Below are 17,570 nucleotides of genomic sequence, written 5' to 3'. Positions count from 1 at the left end.
ACTGAATTGTTACCCGTATTACCTAATTGTTACTGTTAAGTTTTAAGTGGTTGTCGGTGAATAGATAGGAAGGCTTGCTGAAAGGTAGAAAGCCGGCCCGTGAGGACTAAACGGCCCTAGCCAGCCGGGCAGAGTTATAAACCGTTCTGCTTCTTGGTGCCCCGGATGGCCTGGGCCTCCAGTGGGTTTTCGGGCCAGTAATGTTTGGGGTAACGGCCCCGCAGGTCCTTGCGCACCTCAAAGTAGCTGCTGGTCCAGAAGCTGCGCAGGTCGCGGGTTACCTGGGCGGGGCGGTAGCCGGGGCTGAGCAAATGGAGCGTGAGGGGCACCCGCCCGCCGGCCACGGTGGGCGTATCGAGCAACCCGAACACTTCCTGGAGGCGCACGGCCAGCACCGGGGTGGCGGGCTCGGCGTAATCAAGGCGGATGCGGGAGCCGGTGGGCACTTCCAGGTGGGTGGGGGCGAGGCGGTCGAGCTCCTGGCGCTGGGCCCAGCCGCCCGGCAGCCGGCCCAGCAGGGCTTCCGCGAAATCAATCCGGCCCAGGGCCACCAGGGATTTTACGTCCGTCAGGTAGGGGCTCAGCCAGTCGTCGAGTTCCGCCAGCAGGGCCTCATCCGATACGTCGGGCCAGTTTTCGGGGAAATGATAGTGAGCGAAGGCCAGCCGCTCCCGCAGGTGGGTGGCCGCCTCGGGCCAGGGCAGGGCCCCGATGCCGCCGGCCCGCACCGCCCCCAGCAGGGCTTCGGTCACCAGGGCCGGGTCGGGGTGGGGCAGGTGGGCGTCGGAGAGGACCAGGGCGCCGAGGCGGCGCAGGCGGCGGGCCGTTACGCGGCCGGCGGCTTCGTCCCAGCGCACCTCGTCGCGGCTCTCAATCTGGCCCGCAAAGTATTCTTCCAGCTCGGCCCGACTCAGGGGCGCGGCCAGGCTGGCCCGGGGCTGGGCGGTATAGCCATCAAGGGCGGCCACGGCAAAAAACTGGTCCTGCTGCCCGAAAAACTCGGCCGCCAGGGTGGCGCGCTGCCCGCTGAGCAGGCGCACCCGCTCGGGTGTTTCGCGCTGGGCGAGGCGGTCGGGGTAGGCCAGGGCGGCCAGCAGTCCGGCCGCATCGGGCTCAATGGGCCCCTGGGCGCCGGCCCGCTGGCGCAGCACGGCGGCCGCCTCGCGCACCCGGCGCAGCCCGGCCTGGTCGGGCACGAGGCCGGGCAGGGGGGCGCGGCCGGTGTGCAGGGCCTCCAGGCGCAGGCGCAGATCGGGCGGACCGAAGGAGCCATCGGCGGGGCGCAGGATGTCGCGCTCGGTGAGCAGGGCGGCCAGCGCGCAGGCCGTAGCCCCGTGCCCGATTTCCTGCCCCCGGGCCACCAGGTGGGCCAGGCGCGGGGCCAGCCCCAGCCGGGCCAGCGCCCGGCCGTGGGCGGTGGGCACGCCGGTGGGCAGCACCGCTTCCAGGCGCCCGAGCAGGTCCCGGGCCTGCGCCAGGGCCGGGGCCGGGGGCGCATCGAGCCAGCGCAGGGCAGTGGCGTCGGGGGCTCCCCAGAGGGCCAGCTCCAGGGCCAGCGGGCTCAGGTCGGCGGTCAGGATTTCGGGGGGCAGGTGGGCGGGCAGGTCCCGGAACTCGGCTTCGGTCCAGAGGCGGTAGCAGGTGCCGGGGCCGAGGCGGCCGGCCCGGCCCCGGCGCTGGTCGGCGGCGGCCTGGCTGGCGGGCTCGGTGCCGAGGGTGGTGAGGCCGATGCGGGGCTCGAAGCGCGGAATCCGGGCGTAGCCCCCATCCACCACGATGCTCACGCCCTCAATGGTGAGGCTGGTTTCGGCAATGCTGGTGGCCAGCACCACCTTGCGGCGGCCGGCCGGGGCGGGGCGCAGCGCGGCATCCTGCTGCTCGGCGGGCAGTTCGCCGTGCAGCATATGGATGTCAATAGTATCGGGTAGCGAGGCCAGCTTGTCGGCCACCCGGCGCTGGTCGGCCAGGCCGGGCAGGAACACCAGCACGTCGCCGGTGGGGTGGTCGCGCAGGGCTTCGCGCACGAGCACCAGCACCAGGTCCTGGAGCTTTTCGTGGGGGCGGCGGGAGGCAGCGGCGGCCCGCTGGGGGCTCAGGTAGTGGGTTTCGACGGGGAACATGCGGCCCCGGCTGCTCACCACGGGGGCGCCCAGCCACCGGCCCAGCCGCTCAGCATCCAGCGTGGCCGACATCACCAGCAGGCGCAGATCGGGCCGCAGCACCTGCTGGGCATCCAGGGCCAGGGCCAGGCCGAGGTCGGCCTGCAGGCTCCGTTCGTGAAATTCATCGAAGACCACCGCCGCCACGCCCTCCAGACCCGGGTCGTCCTGGAGCTGGCGGGTGAGGATGATTTCGGTGACCACCTCGATGCGGGTTCTGGCCGATACCTTGCTTTCGAGCCGCATGCGGTAGCCCACGGTCTGGCCCACCGGCTCGCCCAGCAGCTGGGCCAGGCGGGTAGCTGCCGCCCGGGCCGCCAGCCGCCGGGGTTCCAGCACAATGATTTTCTGGCCCGCGCACCAGGCCGCTTCCAGCAGGGCCAGCGGCACCACCGTGGTTTTACCGGCTCCGGGCGGTGCCTGCAGCACCGCTATGGGGTGGCTTTCCAGGGTGCGCAGCAGCGCCGGCAACGCCTCCAGAATGGGCAGTGCGAGGGCCGTCAGACGGTCGGATAACGAAGAGGCGGGCAGCATACCGAATGGGCAAGGTTAGCGCGTGAGTAGTTGGAGCCGCGAAGTTGGGCAAAGCCGCTGCATAAGTGGGCCAGCGGCGGCAACGATAAGGTGCGTTTTTTTGGACTGATGCGCTCTGAATAGTAGTTCAACAGGTATTAATTACGCTTGAGCGAACAAGGGTGTAACTTTTGATGAAAAAAATCACACTTTTGCACATCGTGGACAACCTGCTTCACCACGCAACGCTCACTTATTTATTTCATTTCGCTCATGTTCAAACCGCTACTTCGTCTGTTTTTTTGCCTGTTGCTGCTGAGCACGGGCGTTTTTCAACTGGCTTGGGGGCAAGGCCCATCGGTTATTGATACACCACCGACCGCCCCGCTGACGTGGTTTATCAAGCAGAACCAGCAGATGGTGGTGCGCCGCGGGGCCGCCGTCATGCCCATGGACCGCGACGTGACTCTGGCCAACGGCGCACGTATCAGCCATACTACCGGCAAGGTGGAGCTGCTCACGGGCGGCAGCATGCCCCTGCAGGAAGGCGAGGCCATGAGCCAGAACGGGGAGCTGGTGGGCAGCCAGCGCGCCCTGCAGCTGGGCCTGACCCCGGCGGCCATAACGGTAACGCCAGGCGCGCCGGCTATGCTAACGGTAGTATCGGTGCCGGTAACCCCAGCCGTGGCACCAGCTGGAGCTCCGGTTGCTGCGCCAGCTTCGGCCGTTGCCGCCCCCCCGGCATTTACCTATCAGCCTGCCGCGCCGGTGAACGGCAAGCTCAAGGGCGTGGTGGAACTGGGGGCCAGCGGCTTCAACTCCTTCATTATCCGGGTAGACAAACAGCAGAACTGGAAGCTGGAAAAATCGGACTTCGGCAACAGCCTGGTCATGGAAAATCTGGCCACCGACGACGATGTGCGCAAGGGCCTGAAAAGCTACATCGGGCAGATGCTCGACTATGGCGTGGGCGGCAAGGATATCCACTTTGTGGTAAGCTCCGGCGCCACCATGGCCGCCGTAACGCGCCGCATCATTGCCACCCTCAAGGAACTGGGTTACGTGGTAAACACCGTGACGCCTGAGCAGGAAGGGGCCCTGGCCCTGAAAGCAGCCCTGCCGCCCACGTTCACCGATAAGGCGTTTGTGGCCGATATCGGCTCGGGCAATACCAAGATTTCCTGGACCCAGGACGCGCTGCCCAAAGCCCTGGATACGTATGGTGCCAAATACTACCAGAAAGGAATTTCCGACGCGGACGTGGCCCGCGACGTGACCAGCAACGCCCGCCAGGTGCCCTCGGCGCTGCGCCAGACGTGCTTTATCATTGGGGGCGTGCCCTACGAACTGGCCAAAATCAACCGCCAGGGCCAGGAACGGTATACGGTTCTGAGCGCCCCGGCGGCCTACGCCGAGCTGCCCAATGCCAAAACCAAAGCGGGCCTGACCATCTATAAAGCCCTGGCCGAAACGACCGGCTGCCAGCAGTTCGTCTTCGACTGGGATGCCAACTTCACCATTGGGTACCTGCTGAGTCTGCCCTAAAGCAGCCCCGCACCCGCCCCGAAGAAAGCGCCGACCTGGATCTACCTGAGTCGGCGCTTTCTTTGGGGCGCATGGCTACCATTCCCCGGGCTCTTGGCTGCGGCCAGTGGATCAGTAGAGCGCCACGGAAGCATCCACGCGGCGGCTCCAGGCATCGATGCCGCCGCGCAGGTTGAGCAGGTTGGTGTGCTCGTGGCGGTGCTGCAGGTAGGCCAGCGCCTGCATGGAGCGCACGCCGTGGTGGCAGATGAGCACTACGGGCCGGTCGGTGGGCACTTCCTCGGCGCGGCGGGCCAGCTCGCCGAGCGGAATTAGCTGGCTGCCCTCGATGCGGCAATAGGCATGCTCCTCGGGTTGGCGCACGTCGAGCAGCACCAGGTCTTCCCCGTTTTGCAGGCGGGCGTGAAGGGCTTCGGGCGTGAGTTCGGGCAGCATGGCAGACGGGAAAAAAACAGGGAAAAATCCGGTGATACCGCAAAAATACCCTAATGCTCGTTAGCTTTGGCCACTTGGCCGCCGGGTTTGTGGGTAGGCGGCGGCCCCGGGGCCGGGAGGTTGTTCGGTTGGCCGATGATGGTTTACTGCCCGTACTTTAGCTGTTTTTGCGTGTCGGAGTCGATATATGCTTTCTGGACGGCCGCGGCCGGGGGAAGTCCGCTGGAGTGGGTGGCCGTGCTGACGGGTTTTGCCTGCGTATGGCTGGCGGCGCGCGAGTCGCTCTGGAATTTCCCGGTGGCCATCGTGAGCTGCGGGCTGTACGTGTTCGTGTACCGGCACAGCACCCTGTACGCCGATATGGGCCTGCAGGTGGTGTTTATCGGGCTGGCTTTGTATGGCTGGTACCAGTGGCTGCACGGCGGACAGAACCGCGCCCAGCTACCCGTTTCGCGTACGACCCGCCCCGAATGGGTGGGCTGCGCCGCCTTTGTGGTCGTGTTCACGCTCGGCCTGGGCTACTACCTACGGCACCATACCGATGCCACCCTACCTTACTGGGACGCCTTTACTACGGCCGGTAGCCTGGCCGGGCAGTTTCTGCTCATTCGCAAGCGCCTCGAAAACTGGTTGGTCTGGGTAGTGGTCGATATCATCTACGTGCCCATTCTCTGGTACAAGCACCTATACCCTACCAGCGCCCTCTACGCTCTTTACCTGGCCCTGGCCGTGTACGGCTACGTGGAGTGGCGGCGGACCCTGCGCCGGCCGGCCGCCCTGGTTTTACCTGTTTGCTGAATGTTGCTCGTGCCTGCTTTCACCTTGCTTCCCCACCCGCCTGTTTCCGCCTGCTGATGTTGCGCGTTGCCCTGACCGGACCCGAATCGACGGGCAAAACCACCCTTAGCCGTCTGCTGGCCGAGCATTACCGCACCAGCTGGGTGCCCGAGTACGCCCGCCACTACCTGGAGCGGCACGGCGCCAACTACACCATCAGCGACCTGGAGCAGATTGCCCAGGGCCAGCTCCGGGCCGAAGATGAGGCCTTTCGGGAGGCCCGGCACCGGGGCTATCCGGTGGTGTTTTGCGATACGGATCTGCTGGTGATAAAAATCTGGGCGGAACACGCCTTCGGCTACTGCCCCGACTGGATTCTGCGCCGCCTTGAGCAGCAGCAGTACGATCTGATTCTGCTGCTGAACGTGGATTTGCCCTGGCAGCCGGACCCGTTGCGGGAGCATCCGCATCACCGCCAGTATTTCTTCGACCTCTTCCAGCGCGAACTCCGCGGGCAGTTGTCGAACTTTGCCGAGATAAGCGGCCTGCCCGCGCAACGCCTGGAACAGTCCATTTTTCACGTGGACATGCTGCTGGGCCGCGACCCGGACGCCGGCTTGGCCGGACTGCCGGGCTAACCTTCCGGCCGGCTCGCCGTTTCTTCCTGCATTCCCCCGCCTTGCTGGCCTCATGACCTATACTCTCGAAAACGCCCAGTGCCGCGTGGCCATCAGCCAGCTGGGAGCCGAACTTTGCAGCTTCGTACGAACCGACCTGGCCGATGGCCCGCTGGAGTACATCTGGTCCGCCGACCCCGCCTACTGGGGCCGCCACGCCCCGGTGCTGTTTCCGGTGGTGGGTCGCCTGCCCGATAACCGCTACCACCACCAGGGCCAGGCGTATACCCTGGGCCAGCACGGCTTCGCCCGCGACCGGGAGTTTACGCTGGTCAGCCAAAGCCCCAGCGAGCTGCTGCTAGAATTACGCGCCGACGCCGCAAGCCGGACCGTTTATCCGTTTGAGTTCCGGCTGCGCATCCGCTACCAGCTGACGGGGAGCATGCTCACAGTCGGCTGGGAAGTAGCGAATCCGGGCCCGCAGGAGCTGCTGTTCAGCATCGGGGCCCACCCGGCCTTCCGCTGCCCGCTACAGCCGGAGGAATCGTTCGAGGACTACGAATTCGTCTTCGACCACCCCGTAACCCTGGAGCGCCACTTGCTGGAAGGCGGCCTGCTCAGCGGCCAGACGGCCCCGCTGCTGCACGAGCAAAGGGTGCTGCCCCTGCGCTACGAGCTGTTTGCGGAGGATGCGCTGGTGTTCAAGCACTTCGATTTCACCCACCTCACCCTGCGCAGCCGCCGCTCGGGCCGGAGCGTGCGCGTCCGTTTCGACGGCTTCCCGTACCTGGGCCTCTGGACGCCCCGGCCGGGGGCGCCCTTCGTCTGCATTGAGCCCTGGCAGGGCATTGCCAGCGCCATAACCGGCTCGCCCGAGCTTTCCGATAAGGAAGGCATCCTGAGCCTGACACCCGGCCAGCAGTTTCTCACCACCTATAGCATTACCGTTGCCTAACTCCCCGATGACCTCCGAACTGACCATCCGCCCCATTAAGGCGGCCGAAACCTACGCCCTCCGCCACCAGGTGCTCTGGCCCGAGGAATCGATGGCCTATATCAAGCTCAATAACGACGAAACCGGCTTCCACTTCGGGGCCTACCGCAACGCCAAGCTGGTATCTGTTATTTCCCTCTTCATTGATGGCAACGTGGCCCGCTTCCGCAAGTTTGCCACCCGCCCCGACTGCCAGGGCCAGGGCATCGGTTCCCAGCTGCTGCGCCACGTCATTAAGGAGGCCCGCACCCAGGGCGCCCGCCGCCTCTGGTGCGACGCCCGCGCCGTAAACGAGAACTTCTACCGCGCCTTCAAGCTGGAGCCCGAAGGCAACCGCTTCTACCGCGGCACCATCCCCTACGTGCGCATGGCCCGGGATTTATAGGGTTTAGGTCTTAGGTCTTAGTAACTGGAGATTAGAACTTAGCAGAACGTCCTTTCGGGCGAAACGGAAAATCTCGCGGGCTACTCGTTGAAACAATGTTCATCGAGTAGCCCGCGAGATTTTTCGTTTCGCCCGAAAAGGCGTTTATCCCTAATCCCTAATCCCTAATCCCTAATCCCTAATCCCTAATCCCTAATCCCTAAGCACGGGGCGGCGGTTGTAGTCGGGTTCCCAGTCGTTGATGGGGCGGGAGATGCCGGGGGGCAGGTCGAAATCGGGCAGGCCGTCGTCGAGGGGTTCTCCACCTTCGTCGTCGTTGTCGGGGGCGGGCGGCTGGCGGGAGCGGTGACGGGGCAGTACCCACAACAGGCCCGCGAACAGAAAGGCCACAAACAAGTACAGAAGGCTGGTAATAGTCATGACGGAGGAAGCTGAAGAGCGACAACCAAAGACACCGGAGCCGGCCGGCTCTGGTAGTGCAAACGGCCGGCCGGGGCGCCTGGTTTAGGAGTAACCCACTTTATTTAAGTCAGCGGCTGCTATTTCTAATTTACTTGATTATCAGTAGAAATCGAACCGGGAAGGAGTTTATTTGTGGCATCCGCGGCCGCCCCTGGGCGACGATGCGGCGGGCTAGAATGGGCTTTTTGCAGGTAGGGCACTGAAATCGGAAACCGGCGCGTACCTTTGCGCCCTAGTTTAGGGGTGCCCCGTACCGGGAGTGGTGCGTGGCTGAGATCATACCCATTGAACCTGTCCGGGTAATGCCGGCGAAGGGAACAAACGATCCGCGAGCGACAAGCCGAAGGCCCCGACCCCTGGGGCCCGGTCCGTTCCACTTTTTCCAGTTTTCACTGTTGAAAAATTTTCTACCCACCGGCGTGGCGCTTCTGGCGCTGTCCGGTCCGGCATGGGCGCAAGGTCCCGTGTCCGGCACGCTTACCGATGCCCGCACTGGCCAACCCCTGCCCGGCGCCACCATCCTGCTCGATAACGCTGCCCGCGCCGCCACCGACGCGTCGGGCAGCTTCACGATTCCGGCCGTGGCGGCCGGCGTGCACGAGCTGCGTATCACGTTTGTGGGCTACGAGCCGCTGGTGCGCCAGCTGCAGGGCCAAGCGGCGGCTCAGCGCCTGGCGGCCACGCTGCAGCCCGGCGGCATCCTCACCGGCGAGGCCCTCGTGACGGCCAGCCGCGCCAACGAGCGCACGGCCATGGCCTACACCAACGTGAGCAAGGAAGACCTGGCCCAGCGCAATTTCGGCCAGGACCTGCCCTACCTGCTCGACCAGACGCCTTCCGTGGTGGTGACCTCCGACGCCGGCGCGGGCGTGGGCTACACCGATATCCGCATCCGGGGCACGAGCACCACGGGCATCAACATGACCATCAACGGGGTGCCGCTCAACGATGCCGAATCGCGCGGGGCGTTTCTGGTGAACCTGCCGGATCTGGCCTCGTCGGTGAGCAGCCTGCAGGTGCAGCGCGGCGTGGGCACCAGCCAGAACGGGGGCGCGGCTTTTGGGGCCAGCGTGAATATCAGCACCCTCGACAACCGCCGCGAGGCCTACGGCGAAACCCAGAACAGCGTCGGCTCCTTCGGCACGGTGAAGAATACGGTGCAGTTCGGCACCGGCCTGATCGGGGAGCATTTCACAGTAGACGGCCGCCTCTCGCGCATCAAGTCCGATGGCTACATGAACCGGGCGTCGTCGGATCTGAAGTCGTACTACCTCGCGGCCGGCTACCAGCAGGGTAGCACGCTGCTCAAGTTCATCACCTTCTCGGGCCGCGAGAAAACCTACCAGGCCTGGAACGGCGTGCCCGAGCCCGCCCTCACCGGCGACGAGGCCCTGCTGCAGAACTACATCGACAACGGCGAGCTGAGCGAGGCCGATGCCGAGCGGGTGCGCCGGGAAGGCCGCCGCTACAGCTATTACACCTACGACAACCAGACCGACAACTACCAGCAGAACCATTACCAGCTGCACCTCTCGCAGGGCCTGGGCGACGACTGGAACCTGGGCGCGGCCCTGCACCTGACGCGCGGCTTCGGCTACTACGAAAGCTACCGGGCCCGCCGCAAATTTGCGGATTACGGCCTGCAGAACGTGATTATCGGGGGCGATACGCTCACCCGCACCAACCTGGTGGACCGCAAGTGGCTGGATAACTACTTTTACGGCGGCACCTTCGCCCTCAACTACCAGCCCAAGACCGACGACCGGCTGCAGGCTACCTTAGGCGGCGCCTGGAACCAGTTCGACAACGACCACTACGGCGAAATCATCTGGGCCCAGTACGCTTCCAACAGCGCCATCCGGCAGCGCTACTACTTCAACAACGCCGTCAAGACCGACTACCACGGCTACGCCCGCGCCACCTGGCAGGTGCTGCCCCAGCTGGGCATCTACGGCGACCTGCAGCTGCGCCACATCGACTACACCATCGAGGGCGTGGAAGATGAGCAAAACGACGTGCGCACCCGTGCCCGCTACACCTTCTTCAACCCCAAAGCCGGGGCTACGCTCACGCTTTCCGAAGGCCAGCAGCTGTACGCCAGCTTCGCAGTGGGCCAGCGCGAGCCGGTGCGCGCCGACTTCACCGACCGGCTTGCCAACGACCCCACCCCCCAGGCCGAGCGCCTGGTGGATCTGGAAGGCGGCTACCGCCTTAGTCGGTCCAACGCCAGTGTGCTGGGTGCCCGGGCCGTGGCGCGACTGGAAGCCAACTTCTTCTACATGAACTACCGCAACCAGCTGGTGTCCATCGGGCAACTGAACGACGTGGGCACGCCGCTGCGCACCAACGTGGCCCGCAGCTACCGCCGCGGCGCGGAGCTGACCGGCTTCCTGTCGGCCAACGACAAAATCAGCCTCAGCAGCACGCTCACGCTCAGCCAGAACCGTATTCTGGGCTACCGCGACGTGACGTTTGATGCCGATTTCAACCCCGTGCTGGGCGAGGCCCGCACCAGCACCATTTCCTACTCGCCCGGCGCCGTGTCGGCGCACACGCTGGAAGGGCAGCCGCTGAAAGGCCTGCGCCTGGCCCTGCTCTACAAAACCGTGAGCCGCCAGTACCTCGACAACTCCGAAAACCTGAGCCGTAGCATCAAGCCCTACCAGGTGCTCGATTTTCGGGTGCGCTACGCTTTCCGGCCGCGGTTTGTCCAGGAAATCGAGCTGGGGCTGCTGGTGAACAACGTGCTCAACCGCGAATACGCCGCTAACGGCTACACCTACAGCTACCCCGGTGCCAGCGGCGGCCTCGATACCTTCAACTGGTACTACCCGCAGGCCACCCGCAACTTCCTGGTGTCAGTCGGGGTGAAACTGTAAATCACAGCTGTTGCAGATTTTTGTGCTGATTACGCCGCTGCCGGCGTCCGCTTTCGGTGAATGATCTTACAAGCCATGAGTAAAAAGCAGAAGAGCCCGACCAACTTGGCCGGGCTCTTCTGCTTTGCATTGCGGACGCCGGCAGCGGCGTAATCAGCGCAAATTTCTGATCAAATGATGAGCCGGACCCCGCCCAGCTCGGAAATCTGGTAGGGAAACCGGTCGCCGGGGGAGCCGATGAACATGAAGTTCTTGGGCACATTCCACTCGGCCGAGAGGCGGTCGATGAGCTCGGGGCCGAAGTGGCCCTGCATAGCCACAAAATCCACCCGGATCTGCTCGTAGGCGCGGTCGAGCACTTCGATGTCCTTCACCAGCTCCGGCGAGTAGGTTTCGCCCTCGCGTAGCAGCGTTACAATTTTGAGGCGGTTGGTAAACTCGTTTTCCACCACGTAGGCCATTACCTTGTTGAGGTTCGATACGTTGTCGCCCTTGGTGAAGAACACGAATTCCTGCTGGTGCAGCTCCCGCATGGCCCGCTTCACCTGCAGCCGGCTGAAGCGCGAAACGCCCGGCGACTTATCGCCAAACGACTTGGCCGCCGCCAGAATCAGATCCAGAATGGAGGCCCGGTTGAGCATGATGGATACCACCGCCATGGAAGGCAGGAAGTACTGCAGGAACACAATCAGATAGTCGGGGTGCAGGGTGATGTTGCCGTAGAGGGCCACCATAATGCTGATCAGGGCTACCGTAACCGTCAGAATGCCCGCGTACACTGGCCGGGGCAGGTTGGGGCGCTTGCTCTTGAGCAGGAAGTTGCCCAGCGCGAAGAAGGCCATCACCGACAGGAAGGAGATGGTGTACACGCCCGACAGGGGCCCCAGCTCGCCGTTGGTAATGAACAGCACCGACATGCAGAGCAGGAAAAAGGTAATCAGGATGACGTAGTTGCTGCCGCGGCCGTTTTCCTTGAGGAAGAACTGGGGCAGAATGCGGTCCAGGGTCATGCGCTTCATCAGGCCGCTCACGCCCACAAAGCTCGTGAGCACGGCCCCGCTGAGCACGGCCACGGCATCCACGGAAATGAGCATGCCCAGCCAGCTGCCGCCGGTAGTGTTGCCCAGGTAGGAGAGGAGGGTTTCGGTATGCTCGCCCACCGTGGCCAGGGGCAGGGCGGCAATGGCCAGAAAGGCAATAACCGGGTTGAAGAAGCTCACCACAATCCACATGTTGCGGAGCGTTTTGGGGAACACGCCGTCGGCCTGCTCCTCCACGAAGTTGGCCGAACTCTCGAAGCCCGAAATGCCCAGCATGGCCGCGCTGAAGCCGAAGAACAGGGCCGTTGTAATGCTGCCGCCCCGCACCGGCGCCGAGAAGTTGAGCGAGAGCGTGCTCAGATCATGCGTGAACAGGAACCAGATGGTAGCCCCGACCAGCAGCGTGAGCGACACCAGGTGCACGACAAAAATGGCCACGGCCACCTTTGCCGACTCCGAAATGCCCAGGATGGTGAGGGCCAGAAACAGGCCCAGCAAGCCCAGCGTGGCCCCGATGATGGGCAGCCCGTGCCAGAGCGTGTGCAGGTAGTGCATGGCCTCGGAGGCCGAAATAACCGCCGTGGCCATGTAGGACAGAATGGTCAGGCAGGCGGCCAGGGCGGCGTTGCGCTTGCTGGTGGTGTTGAGCAGCACGTTGTAGGCGCCGCCGTTCAGGGGCAGCGCGCCCACCACCTCACCGTAAATCGTGCGAAACAGAAACAGCACGGCGGCTACAATCAGCAGGGCTACCCAGGCGTACTGACCGGCGTAGGCAATGGCCAGCGCCGATACGTACAGGCAGGAAGAGGAAATATCGTTACCGCAAATGGCGGTAGCTTCCAGTTCAGTTAACTTTTTGTGCTCACTCATAAGGGCGGTAGAACGTGTTTCGGTAGAGAAGACTGTGGGGTGGTACGGAAAAAGAAAGCCTTAGTACGGCCAAAGGCCCAAGTTACAGCTTTCTGCACCCCGCGCGGGCCAGTTTGATTTTCGGCTGCTTTCCGGAACGGGAGCCGTGAACCGCCGGGCCGGGTGGGCGGTTTCACCTGCTGAAACTGTTATCTTTGAAGCCGATTCCCACCCAATCCATTTCCTGCCATGTCTTCCGAAGCCGACGTCCTCTCGCCCCAGGCCAAAGCCCACTCCGCCCAGCGCGGCTCCACCAACGCCGCGGGTTTCACCGATTATTTCGACCTCGACGGCCTGCTCACCGAGGAGCACAAGCTCATCCGCCAGAGCATCCGTGATTTCGTCAAGAAGGAAATCAGCCCCAACATTGAGCAGTGGGCCCAGCAGGCACACTTCCCCAGCGAAATCGTGCGCAAGTTCGGCGACGTGGGCGCGTTCGGGCCCACCATTCCCACCGAATACGGCGGCGGCGGCTTGGACTACATCAGCTACGGCCTGATTATGCAGGAAATTGAGCGCGGCGACTCCGGTATGCGCTCCACGGCCTCGGTGCAGGGCTCCCTGGTGATGTACCCCATCTACGCCTACGGCTCGGAGGAGCAGCGCAAGAAATACCTGCCCAAGCTCGCCAGCGGCGAGTGGCTCGGCTGCTTCGGTCTCACCGAGCCCGACCACGGCTCCAACCCCGGCGGCATGGTTACGCGCATCGAAGACAAGGGCGACTACTACCTGCTCAACGGGGCCAAGCTCTGGATTTCCAACTCGCCCGAGTGCCAGGTGGCGGTGGTGTGGGCCAAGGATGAAAACGGCCGCATCAAGGGCCTCATCGTGGAGCGCGGCATGGAAGGCTTCACCACCCCCGAAATCCACAACAAGTGGAGCCTGCGCGCCAGCATCACCGGCGAGCTGGTGTTCGACAACGTGAAGGTGCCCAAGGAAAACCTGCTGCCCAACATCGACGGGCTGAAAGGCCCCCTGGGCTGCCTCGATTCGGCCCGCTTCGGCATTGCCTGGGGCGCCATCGGTGTGGCCATTGACTGTTACGAGTCGGCGCTGAAGTACAGCCTGGAGCGCGAGCAGTTCGGCAAGCCCATCGGCGGCTTCCAGCTCCAGCAGAAGAAACTGGCCGAAATGATTACCGAAATCACCAAGGCCCAGCTGATGGTGTGGCGCCTGGGCGTGCTCAAGAACGAAGGCAAAGCCACCAGCGCCCAGATTTCGATGGCCAAGCGCAACTCCGTGGAAATGGCCCTCAACGTGGCCCGCGAAGCCCGCCAGATCCATGGCGGTATGGGTATCACGGGCGAGTACCCCATCATGCGCCACATGATGAACCTGGAATCCGTGGTCACCTACGAAGGCACCCACGACATCCATCTGCTCATCACGGGCGCCGATATTACGGGCATTCAGGCGTTCAAGTAAGCCAACAGTTTGCGTAAGTTTAAACGGCCGTTCTGGAAGCAGAGCGGCCGTTTTTTTGCTGTCTACCTGAATATGCAAGCCGATACCCGTCGTTTCTTTAGTGCCGCCCTGCTACTGGGGGCCGTGTTCTGCGCGGTGTATCTGCGGGCGGCGTATCCACCACCGCCAGAGGTAAAGCCGGAGCGGCGGTGGGGGGCGCCGCGCCTGCTGGTGTCGGATAGTGTGTTGTATGGGTTTGTGCGGGAGCTGCTGGCGCAGTCCAGCTCTGATATGTCGCCCGAAGGCATGGCGCATGCCGATTTCTATATCAGCCGCGTACTGCTTGAACACAATACGTATCCTGTGGCAAGAACGCGTCTGTTTCGGTACGCAGTTAGAGAACGAGACTGGACGCTAGGGGAACTATGCAGCCGTGACCACCTGCTGGCTCCTGCTGACACCGCTTTTATGCGTCTTCAAATGAAATTTTCCTCAGGGTTCGGGCTCGAACAACGGTTTCTGCCTAATCATGTGGTTGTTTCAGCCGATAAGGTCTGGACGATGCGAGAGCAATCTAAAAGACCATTTGCTCTTTTAGATATGCTGAAAGCCCACTACAAAACAAACGATTACTCATGCCTGACGTCCCCTCTTTTCTCTCGTGATGGAAAGACCGTAATCGTGCAAATCTCCACTATCTGTGGCGGCCTATGCGGCAGTGGCGAAACGTGGGTGCTGAAGCGCCGCCAGGGCAAATGGCGCAAAGTACGGTTGCTGAATAGCTGGGTGAGTTAGTAACTGCTGAAAAATACGGGCCTGGATAGCGTCGAGCTGATTTACGAAATGGAAGCGTACTTCCAGGTCGCCATTCCTGACGGCCTTGCCGAAACCATCGGCACCGTGGGCGACATGGCCGCCGCCGTAGCGCTCCTGCGGGGTCTGCCGACTGATACCAACCGCACGGCCGTTCACGCCGGGCTGCTGGCGCGGGTGATAGACTGCCTGCGGCCGCAGTTCCAAGCCGTGGCGGCCACCACGCCGCTCCGGGAGCTGGGGTTGTTGCGGCGCAACGGGCCGGTTCGGGCGCAACTGGCAGCCTGCCTGAAGCTGCCGCTACCGCCCGTGCCGGCCATGCCCGCAACGGCCCCGGGCGGCTGGCTGCAGCGGCTGTTCAGTCCGCGCTATCCAACTCCTTCACAGCCCGACTGGCCCCGCGCCACGCTGGCCGATTTTACCGACTGGCTACTGGCCCACAACTACCGGCAACTGCTGCCCCGGCCGGCCACGCTCTACGAAGTGCAGCAAGCCGTTATCGGCCTCACGGCTGATAAATGCGGAATCAGCGAGCCGGAAATCAAGCTGACCGATAGTTTCACCACCGACCTGGGAATAGATTGAGTCGCAAAGTCAGATCTTGTCCAGGGTTGCCGATAAGCCTTCTTACCGCAGTTCGTCAAAAGCGTACTGCCCGGTGCTCCAGAACTCGTCGAGGGCCATCAGGCGGGGCTTGAAGAAGGAAATGAGCCGGGGCCAGTCGTCGCGGGAGAACAGGTTGACGGGGCGCAGCTCCTGGTAGATGCGGCTAAGGGGCTGGCCGTTGGCGTCGAGGGACTCGGCCTCCCAGGTCCAGGTTTCGCCAGTGGCTTCTTCCAGCATCGCCCGCACCTCCCGGAACTGCTCGAAGAACAGCTCCCGCAGGCCCGCGTCGGGGTGGGTAATGTCGATGCCGATGGTGGCGTGGCGGTTGTCGGCGTGCAGGCGGAAATACACGTGCTTGAGGCCGGTTTTGTAGTTAATCCAGTTGATGGGGCCGCCGTCGGCCGAGGGCACGGGCTGCATATACTGGCCGAACGTGGTCCAGAAAGCCTGGCGGAGCTGGGTGACTTCAGTCTTGCTATACATGATGGGGCAAAGATAAACCCGCCGCCGCAGCGGGCCTTGGTGGGAGCAGTTGGGCATAAACCCGTTTCCCTCCGTATTTTACGGCCTCACTACGCCCAACTCCCCATGTCCTCCACTCCCGATTCCGCCGCCAAGGCCCTGGTTTTGCTCGAATGCCTGGTGGCCGGTACCACCCACCGCCCCGGTCTGCGCGAGTTCGAGCCCAGCCTTCAGCCCACGCAGCCACTGGCCCTGGAACGCGAAGCCGACAGCTCCTACGACGATTGGGCCGTGCGCGTGCTCACCACCGGTCCCGAGGCCTTCTGGCTCGGCTACCTGCCCGAGGGCCGCAACGAAACCGTCGCCCGCCTCCTCGATGCCGGCTACCCGCTCAGCGCCCGCCTCACCCACAAAGCCTGGGAAGAAGAGTGGCTGCACCTGGAAATCGAAGTTTTGCTGGCCCAGTAACACCCCGTTGTCATTCCGCCGCCGGAGGAATCCGGGTTGAACCGTTGGACAGTTCCGTGCGATGACCTGATCCGAATTCCTCCGGCGCCGGAATGACGGTACCAGTTTACAGCGTATCGGCCAGGGCCAGCACCTGCTGCCGGGCGCGGGCTATTTCGGGGTCGTCGGGGAAGGTATGCTGCACCCAGTGGGTAAAGCCGCTGACCATCTCGCCCACGGCCTGACGGTTGCTGGCCGGGGCGGGCTCAGTGGCCTCGCGCTCCTCGTCGGGCAGGGCCGGGAAGGCGTCTTCCAACCCCAGCCGGCTCATTACGTCCGACACGAACACCATCCCGCAGACCTGCATGCCCTGGTAGAGCTGCACCAGCTCGGGCATGGTGAGAGCCAGCGGCTCCTGGGCCCGCACCCGGCCCAGATGGGCAATGAGGGGCTCCAGCGCCTCGGCCCGCAGGTGGGGCAGGGCGGCCACGGCCCGCAGAAAGGCGTGGTCAGTGTCGGCGGGCAGGCTGTGCACCAGCAGCAAAGCCAGGCGCAGCATGTGCAGTTGGGGCTCGGTGAGGCGCAGACTGGCGGCCGGCAGCGCGGGGGCGGGCAGCTGAGCCACCAATTCGGCAAAGGCTTCTTCCACCGCCAGCCGGTGCAAACCCAGCGAAGCCACGCCCGCCGGAGCCGCTACGTGCTCCTCCAGCTGCCCCAGAAAGGCCCCGCTCAGCTCCAGGCAGTAGGTTAGCAGCGTGTGCAATTGTTCCGCGTCGATGCCCATCGACTGCTGCACGTAGGCCAGCACCGGCGCGGCCAGGCTGGTTTCCAGCGTCAGGCGGCCCAGCAGCAGCAGGTGATACACGGCCAGCGGCTCCTGCTGCAGCGCCGCCAGCAGCTGCTCGTGGCTCCCGATACCGTTCAGGCGCTGCACGGGGGCCACGTCGAGGCGGGTCAGGTGGTGCAGGCGGTCGGTGAGGGGCGTAGCGGGCCGGCTCAGCAGCTCCAGCGCCGCCATGCCGTGCAGGCTGAGGCTGCGGGCCAGCTGGTCGTAAAAGTCAGGCGGCAGCGTGTCGAGCCAGGAAGCGGAAGCGGGCATACGGGGGTGGGTGGTTGAGGCGGC

16 protein-coding genes and 1 riboswitch are annotated in these 17,570 nt (G+C 63.9%); of the genes, 10 read left to right on the top strand and 6 right to left on the bottom strand.

What is annotated here, in order from left to right; all coding sequences use genetic code 11:
• Positions 1–134: 134 nt before the first annotated feature.
• Positions 135–2,693 carry an ATP-dependent helicase HrpB gene (gene hrpB, locus KLP40_RS01860; RefSeq protein WP_215591837.1) on the bottom strand — a complete coding sequence of 853 codons (2,559 nt, stop codon included), beginning with the start codon at positions 2,691–2,693 and terminating at the stop codon, positions 135–137.
• A 252-nt stretch (positions 2,694–2,945) separates the two neighbouring features.
• Here hrpB and KLP40_RS01855 point away from each other — a divergent pair, with 252 nt between their 5' ends.
• The gene (locus KLP40_RS01855) at positions 2,946–4,217 is read left to right on the top strand and encodes a DUF6799 domain-containing protein (RefSeq protein WP_215591836.1); all 1,272 of its coding nucleotides are present in this window, start codon (positions 2,946–2,948) and stop codon (positions 4,215–4,217) included.
• Between the two features lie 111 nt (positions 4,218–4,328).
• Here KLP40_RS01855 and KLP40_RS01850 read toward each other — a convergent pair whose 3' ends face one another.
• Positions 4,329–4,652, bottom strand: a complete 324-nt coding sequence (locus KLP40_RS01850; RefSeq protein ID WP_215591835.1) for a rhodanese-like domain-containing protein — start codon at positions 4,650–4,652, stop codon at positions 4,329–4,331.
• Between the two features lie 171 nt (positions 4,653–4,823).
• Here KLP40_RS01850 and pnuC point away from each other — a divergent pair, with 171 nt between their 5' ends.
• From pnuC to KLP40_RS01830, 4 genes are read left to right on the top strand one after another with little or no spacing between them, the layout of a single operon-like run.
• Entirely contained in the window at positions 4,824–5,450 is a 627-nt protein-coding gene (pnuC, locus tag KLP40_RS01845; protein ID WP_215591834.1) for a nicotinamide riboside transporter PnuC, read from the top strand.
• A 56-nt stretch (positions 5,451–5,506) separates the two neighbouring features.
• Positions 5,507–6,067, top strand: a complete 561-nt coding sequence (locus tag KLP40_RS01840) for an AAA family ATPase (protein WP_215591833.1) — start codon at positions 5,507–5,509, stop codon at positions 6,065–6,067.
• A 52-nt stretch (positions 6,068–6,119) separates the two neighbouring features.
• The gene (locus tag KLP40_RS01835; protein ID WP_215591831.1) at positions 6,120–7,001 is read left to right on the top strand and encodes an aldose 1-epimerase family protein; all 882 of its coding nucleotides are present in this window, start codon (positions 6,120–6,122) and stop codon (positions 6,999–7,001) included.
• 7 nt (positions 7,002–7,008) lie between these two features.
• On the top strand, positions 7,009–7,425 hold the full coding sequence (locus KLP40_RS01830; protein WP_215591830.1) for a GNAT family N-acetyltransferase: 417 nt from the start codon (positions 7,009–7,011) through the stop codon (positions 7,423–7,425).
• Between the two features lie 192 nt (positions 7,426–7,617).
• Here the strand turns inward: KLP40_RS01830 and KLP40_RS01825 are convergent, their stop codons facing one another.
• Entirely contained in the window at positions 7,618–7,845 is a 228-nt protein-coding gene (locus KLP40_RS01825) for a hypothetical protein (RefSeq protein WP_215591951.1), read from the bottom strand.
• A 271-nt stretch (positions 7,846–8,116) separates the two neighbouring features.
• Positions 8,117–8,223: riboswitch (TPP riboswitch) on the top strand.
• 59 nt (positions 8,224–8,282) lie between these two features.
• On the opposite strand from KLP40_RS01825, the gene KLP40_RS01820 reads away from it, so the two are divergent.
• Positions 8,283–10,766 (top strand): TonB-dependent receptor, encoded by a 2,484-nt coding sequence (locus KLP40_RS01820; protein ID WP_215591829.1) that lies wholly within the window; start codon positions 8,283–8,285, stop codon positions 10,764–10,766.
• Positions 10,767–10,936: 170 nt separating this feature from the next.
• Here KLP40_RS01820 and KLP40_RS01815 read toward each other — a convergent pair whose 3' ends face one another.
• Entirely contained in the window at positions 10,937–12,676 is a 1,740-nt protein-coding gene (locus KLP40_RS01815) for an APC family permease (protein ID WP_215591828.1), read from the bottom strand.
• Positions 12,677–12,904: 228 nt separating this feature from the next.
• Between KLP40_RS01815 and KLP40_RS01810 the strand changes: the two genes are divergently transcribed.
• Genes KLP40_RS01810 through KLP40_RS01800 form a run of 3 tightly spaced genes read left to right on the top strand, consistent with a single transcriptional unit; the run spans position 12,905 to position 15,517 of the window.
• Positions 12,905–14,140 (top strand): acyl-CoA dehydrogenase family protein, encoded by a 1,236-nt coding sequence (locus KLP40_RS01810; protein WP_246558575.1) that lies wholly within the window; start codon positions 12,905–12,907, stop codon positions 14,138–14,140.
• A 9-nt stretch (positions 14,141–14,149) separates the two neighbouring features.
• Entirely contained in the window at positions 14,150–14,914 is a 765-nt protein-coding gene (locus tag KLP40_RS01805) for a hypothetical protein (protein WP_215591827.1), read from the top strand.
• Positions 14,915–14,962: 48 nt separating this feature from the next.
• Complete coding sequence (locus tag KLP40_RS01800; RefSeq protein ID WP_215591825.1) at positions 14,963–15,517, top strand: acyl carrier protein; 555 nt, start codon at positions 14,963–14,965, stop codon at positions 15,515–15,517.
• 42 nt (positions 15,518–15,559) lie between these two features.
• On the opposite strand, the gene KLP40_RS01795 is transcribed toward KLP40_RS01800, so the two are convergent.
• Entirely contained in the window at positions 15,560–16,021 is a 462-nt protein-coding gene (locus KLP40_RS01795) for a DUF4268 domain-containing protein (RefSeq protein ID WP_215591823.1), read from the bottom strand.
• A 105-nt stretch (positions 16,022–16,126) separates the two neighbouring features.
• Here KLP40_RS01795 and KLP40_RS01790 point away from each other — a divergent pair, with 105 nt between their 5' ends.
• Entirely contained in the window at positions 16,127–16,468 is a 342-nt protein-coding gene (locus tag KLP40_RS01790) for an HIRAN domain-containing protein (RefSeq protein ID WP_215591822.1), read from the top strand.
• A gap of 106 nt (positions 16,469–16,574) precedes the next feature.
• Here the strand turns inward: KLP40_RS01790 and KLP40_RS01785 are convergent, their stop codons facing one another.
• Positions 16,575–17,546: a hypothetical protein gene (locus tag KLP40_RS01785; protein WP_215591821.1), complete on the bottom strand. Its 972-nt coding sequence runs from the start codon at positions 17,544–17,546 to the stop codon at positions 16,575–16,577.
• Between the last annotated feature and the right edge of the window lie 24 nt (positions 17,547–17,570).

This window comes from Hymenobacter piscis (assembly GCF_018760735.1).
Taxonomy (GTDB): Bacteria; Bacteroidota; Bacteroidia; order Cytophagales; family Hymenobacteraceae; genus Hymenobacter; species Hymenobacter piscis.
This window is presented reverse-complemented; position numbering and strand designations above follow the sequence as displayed.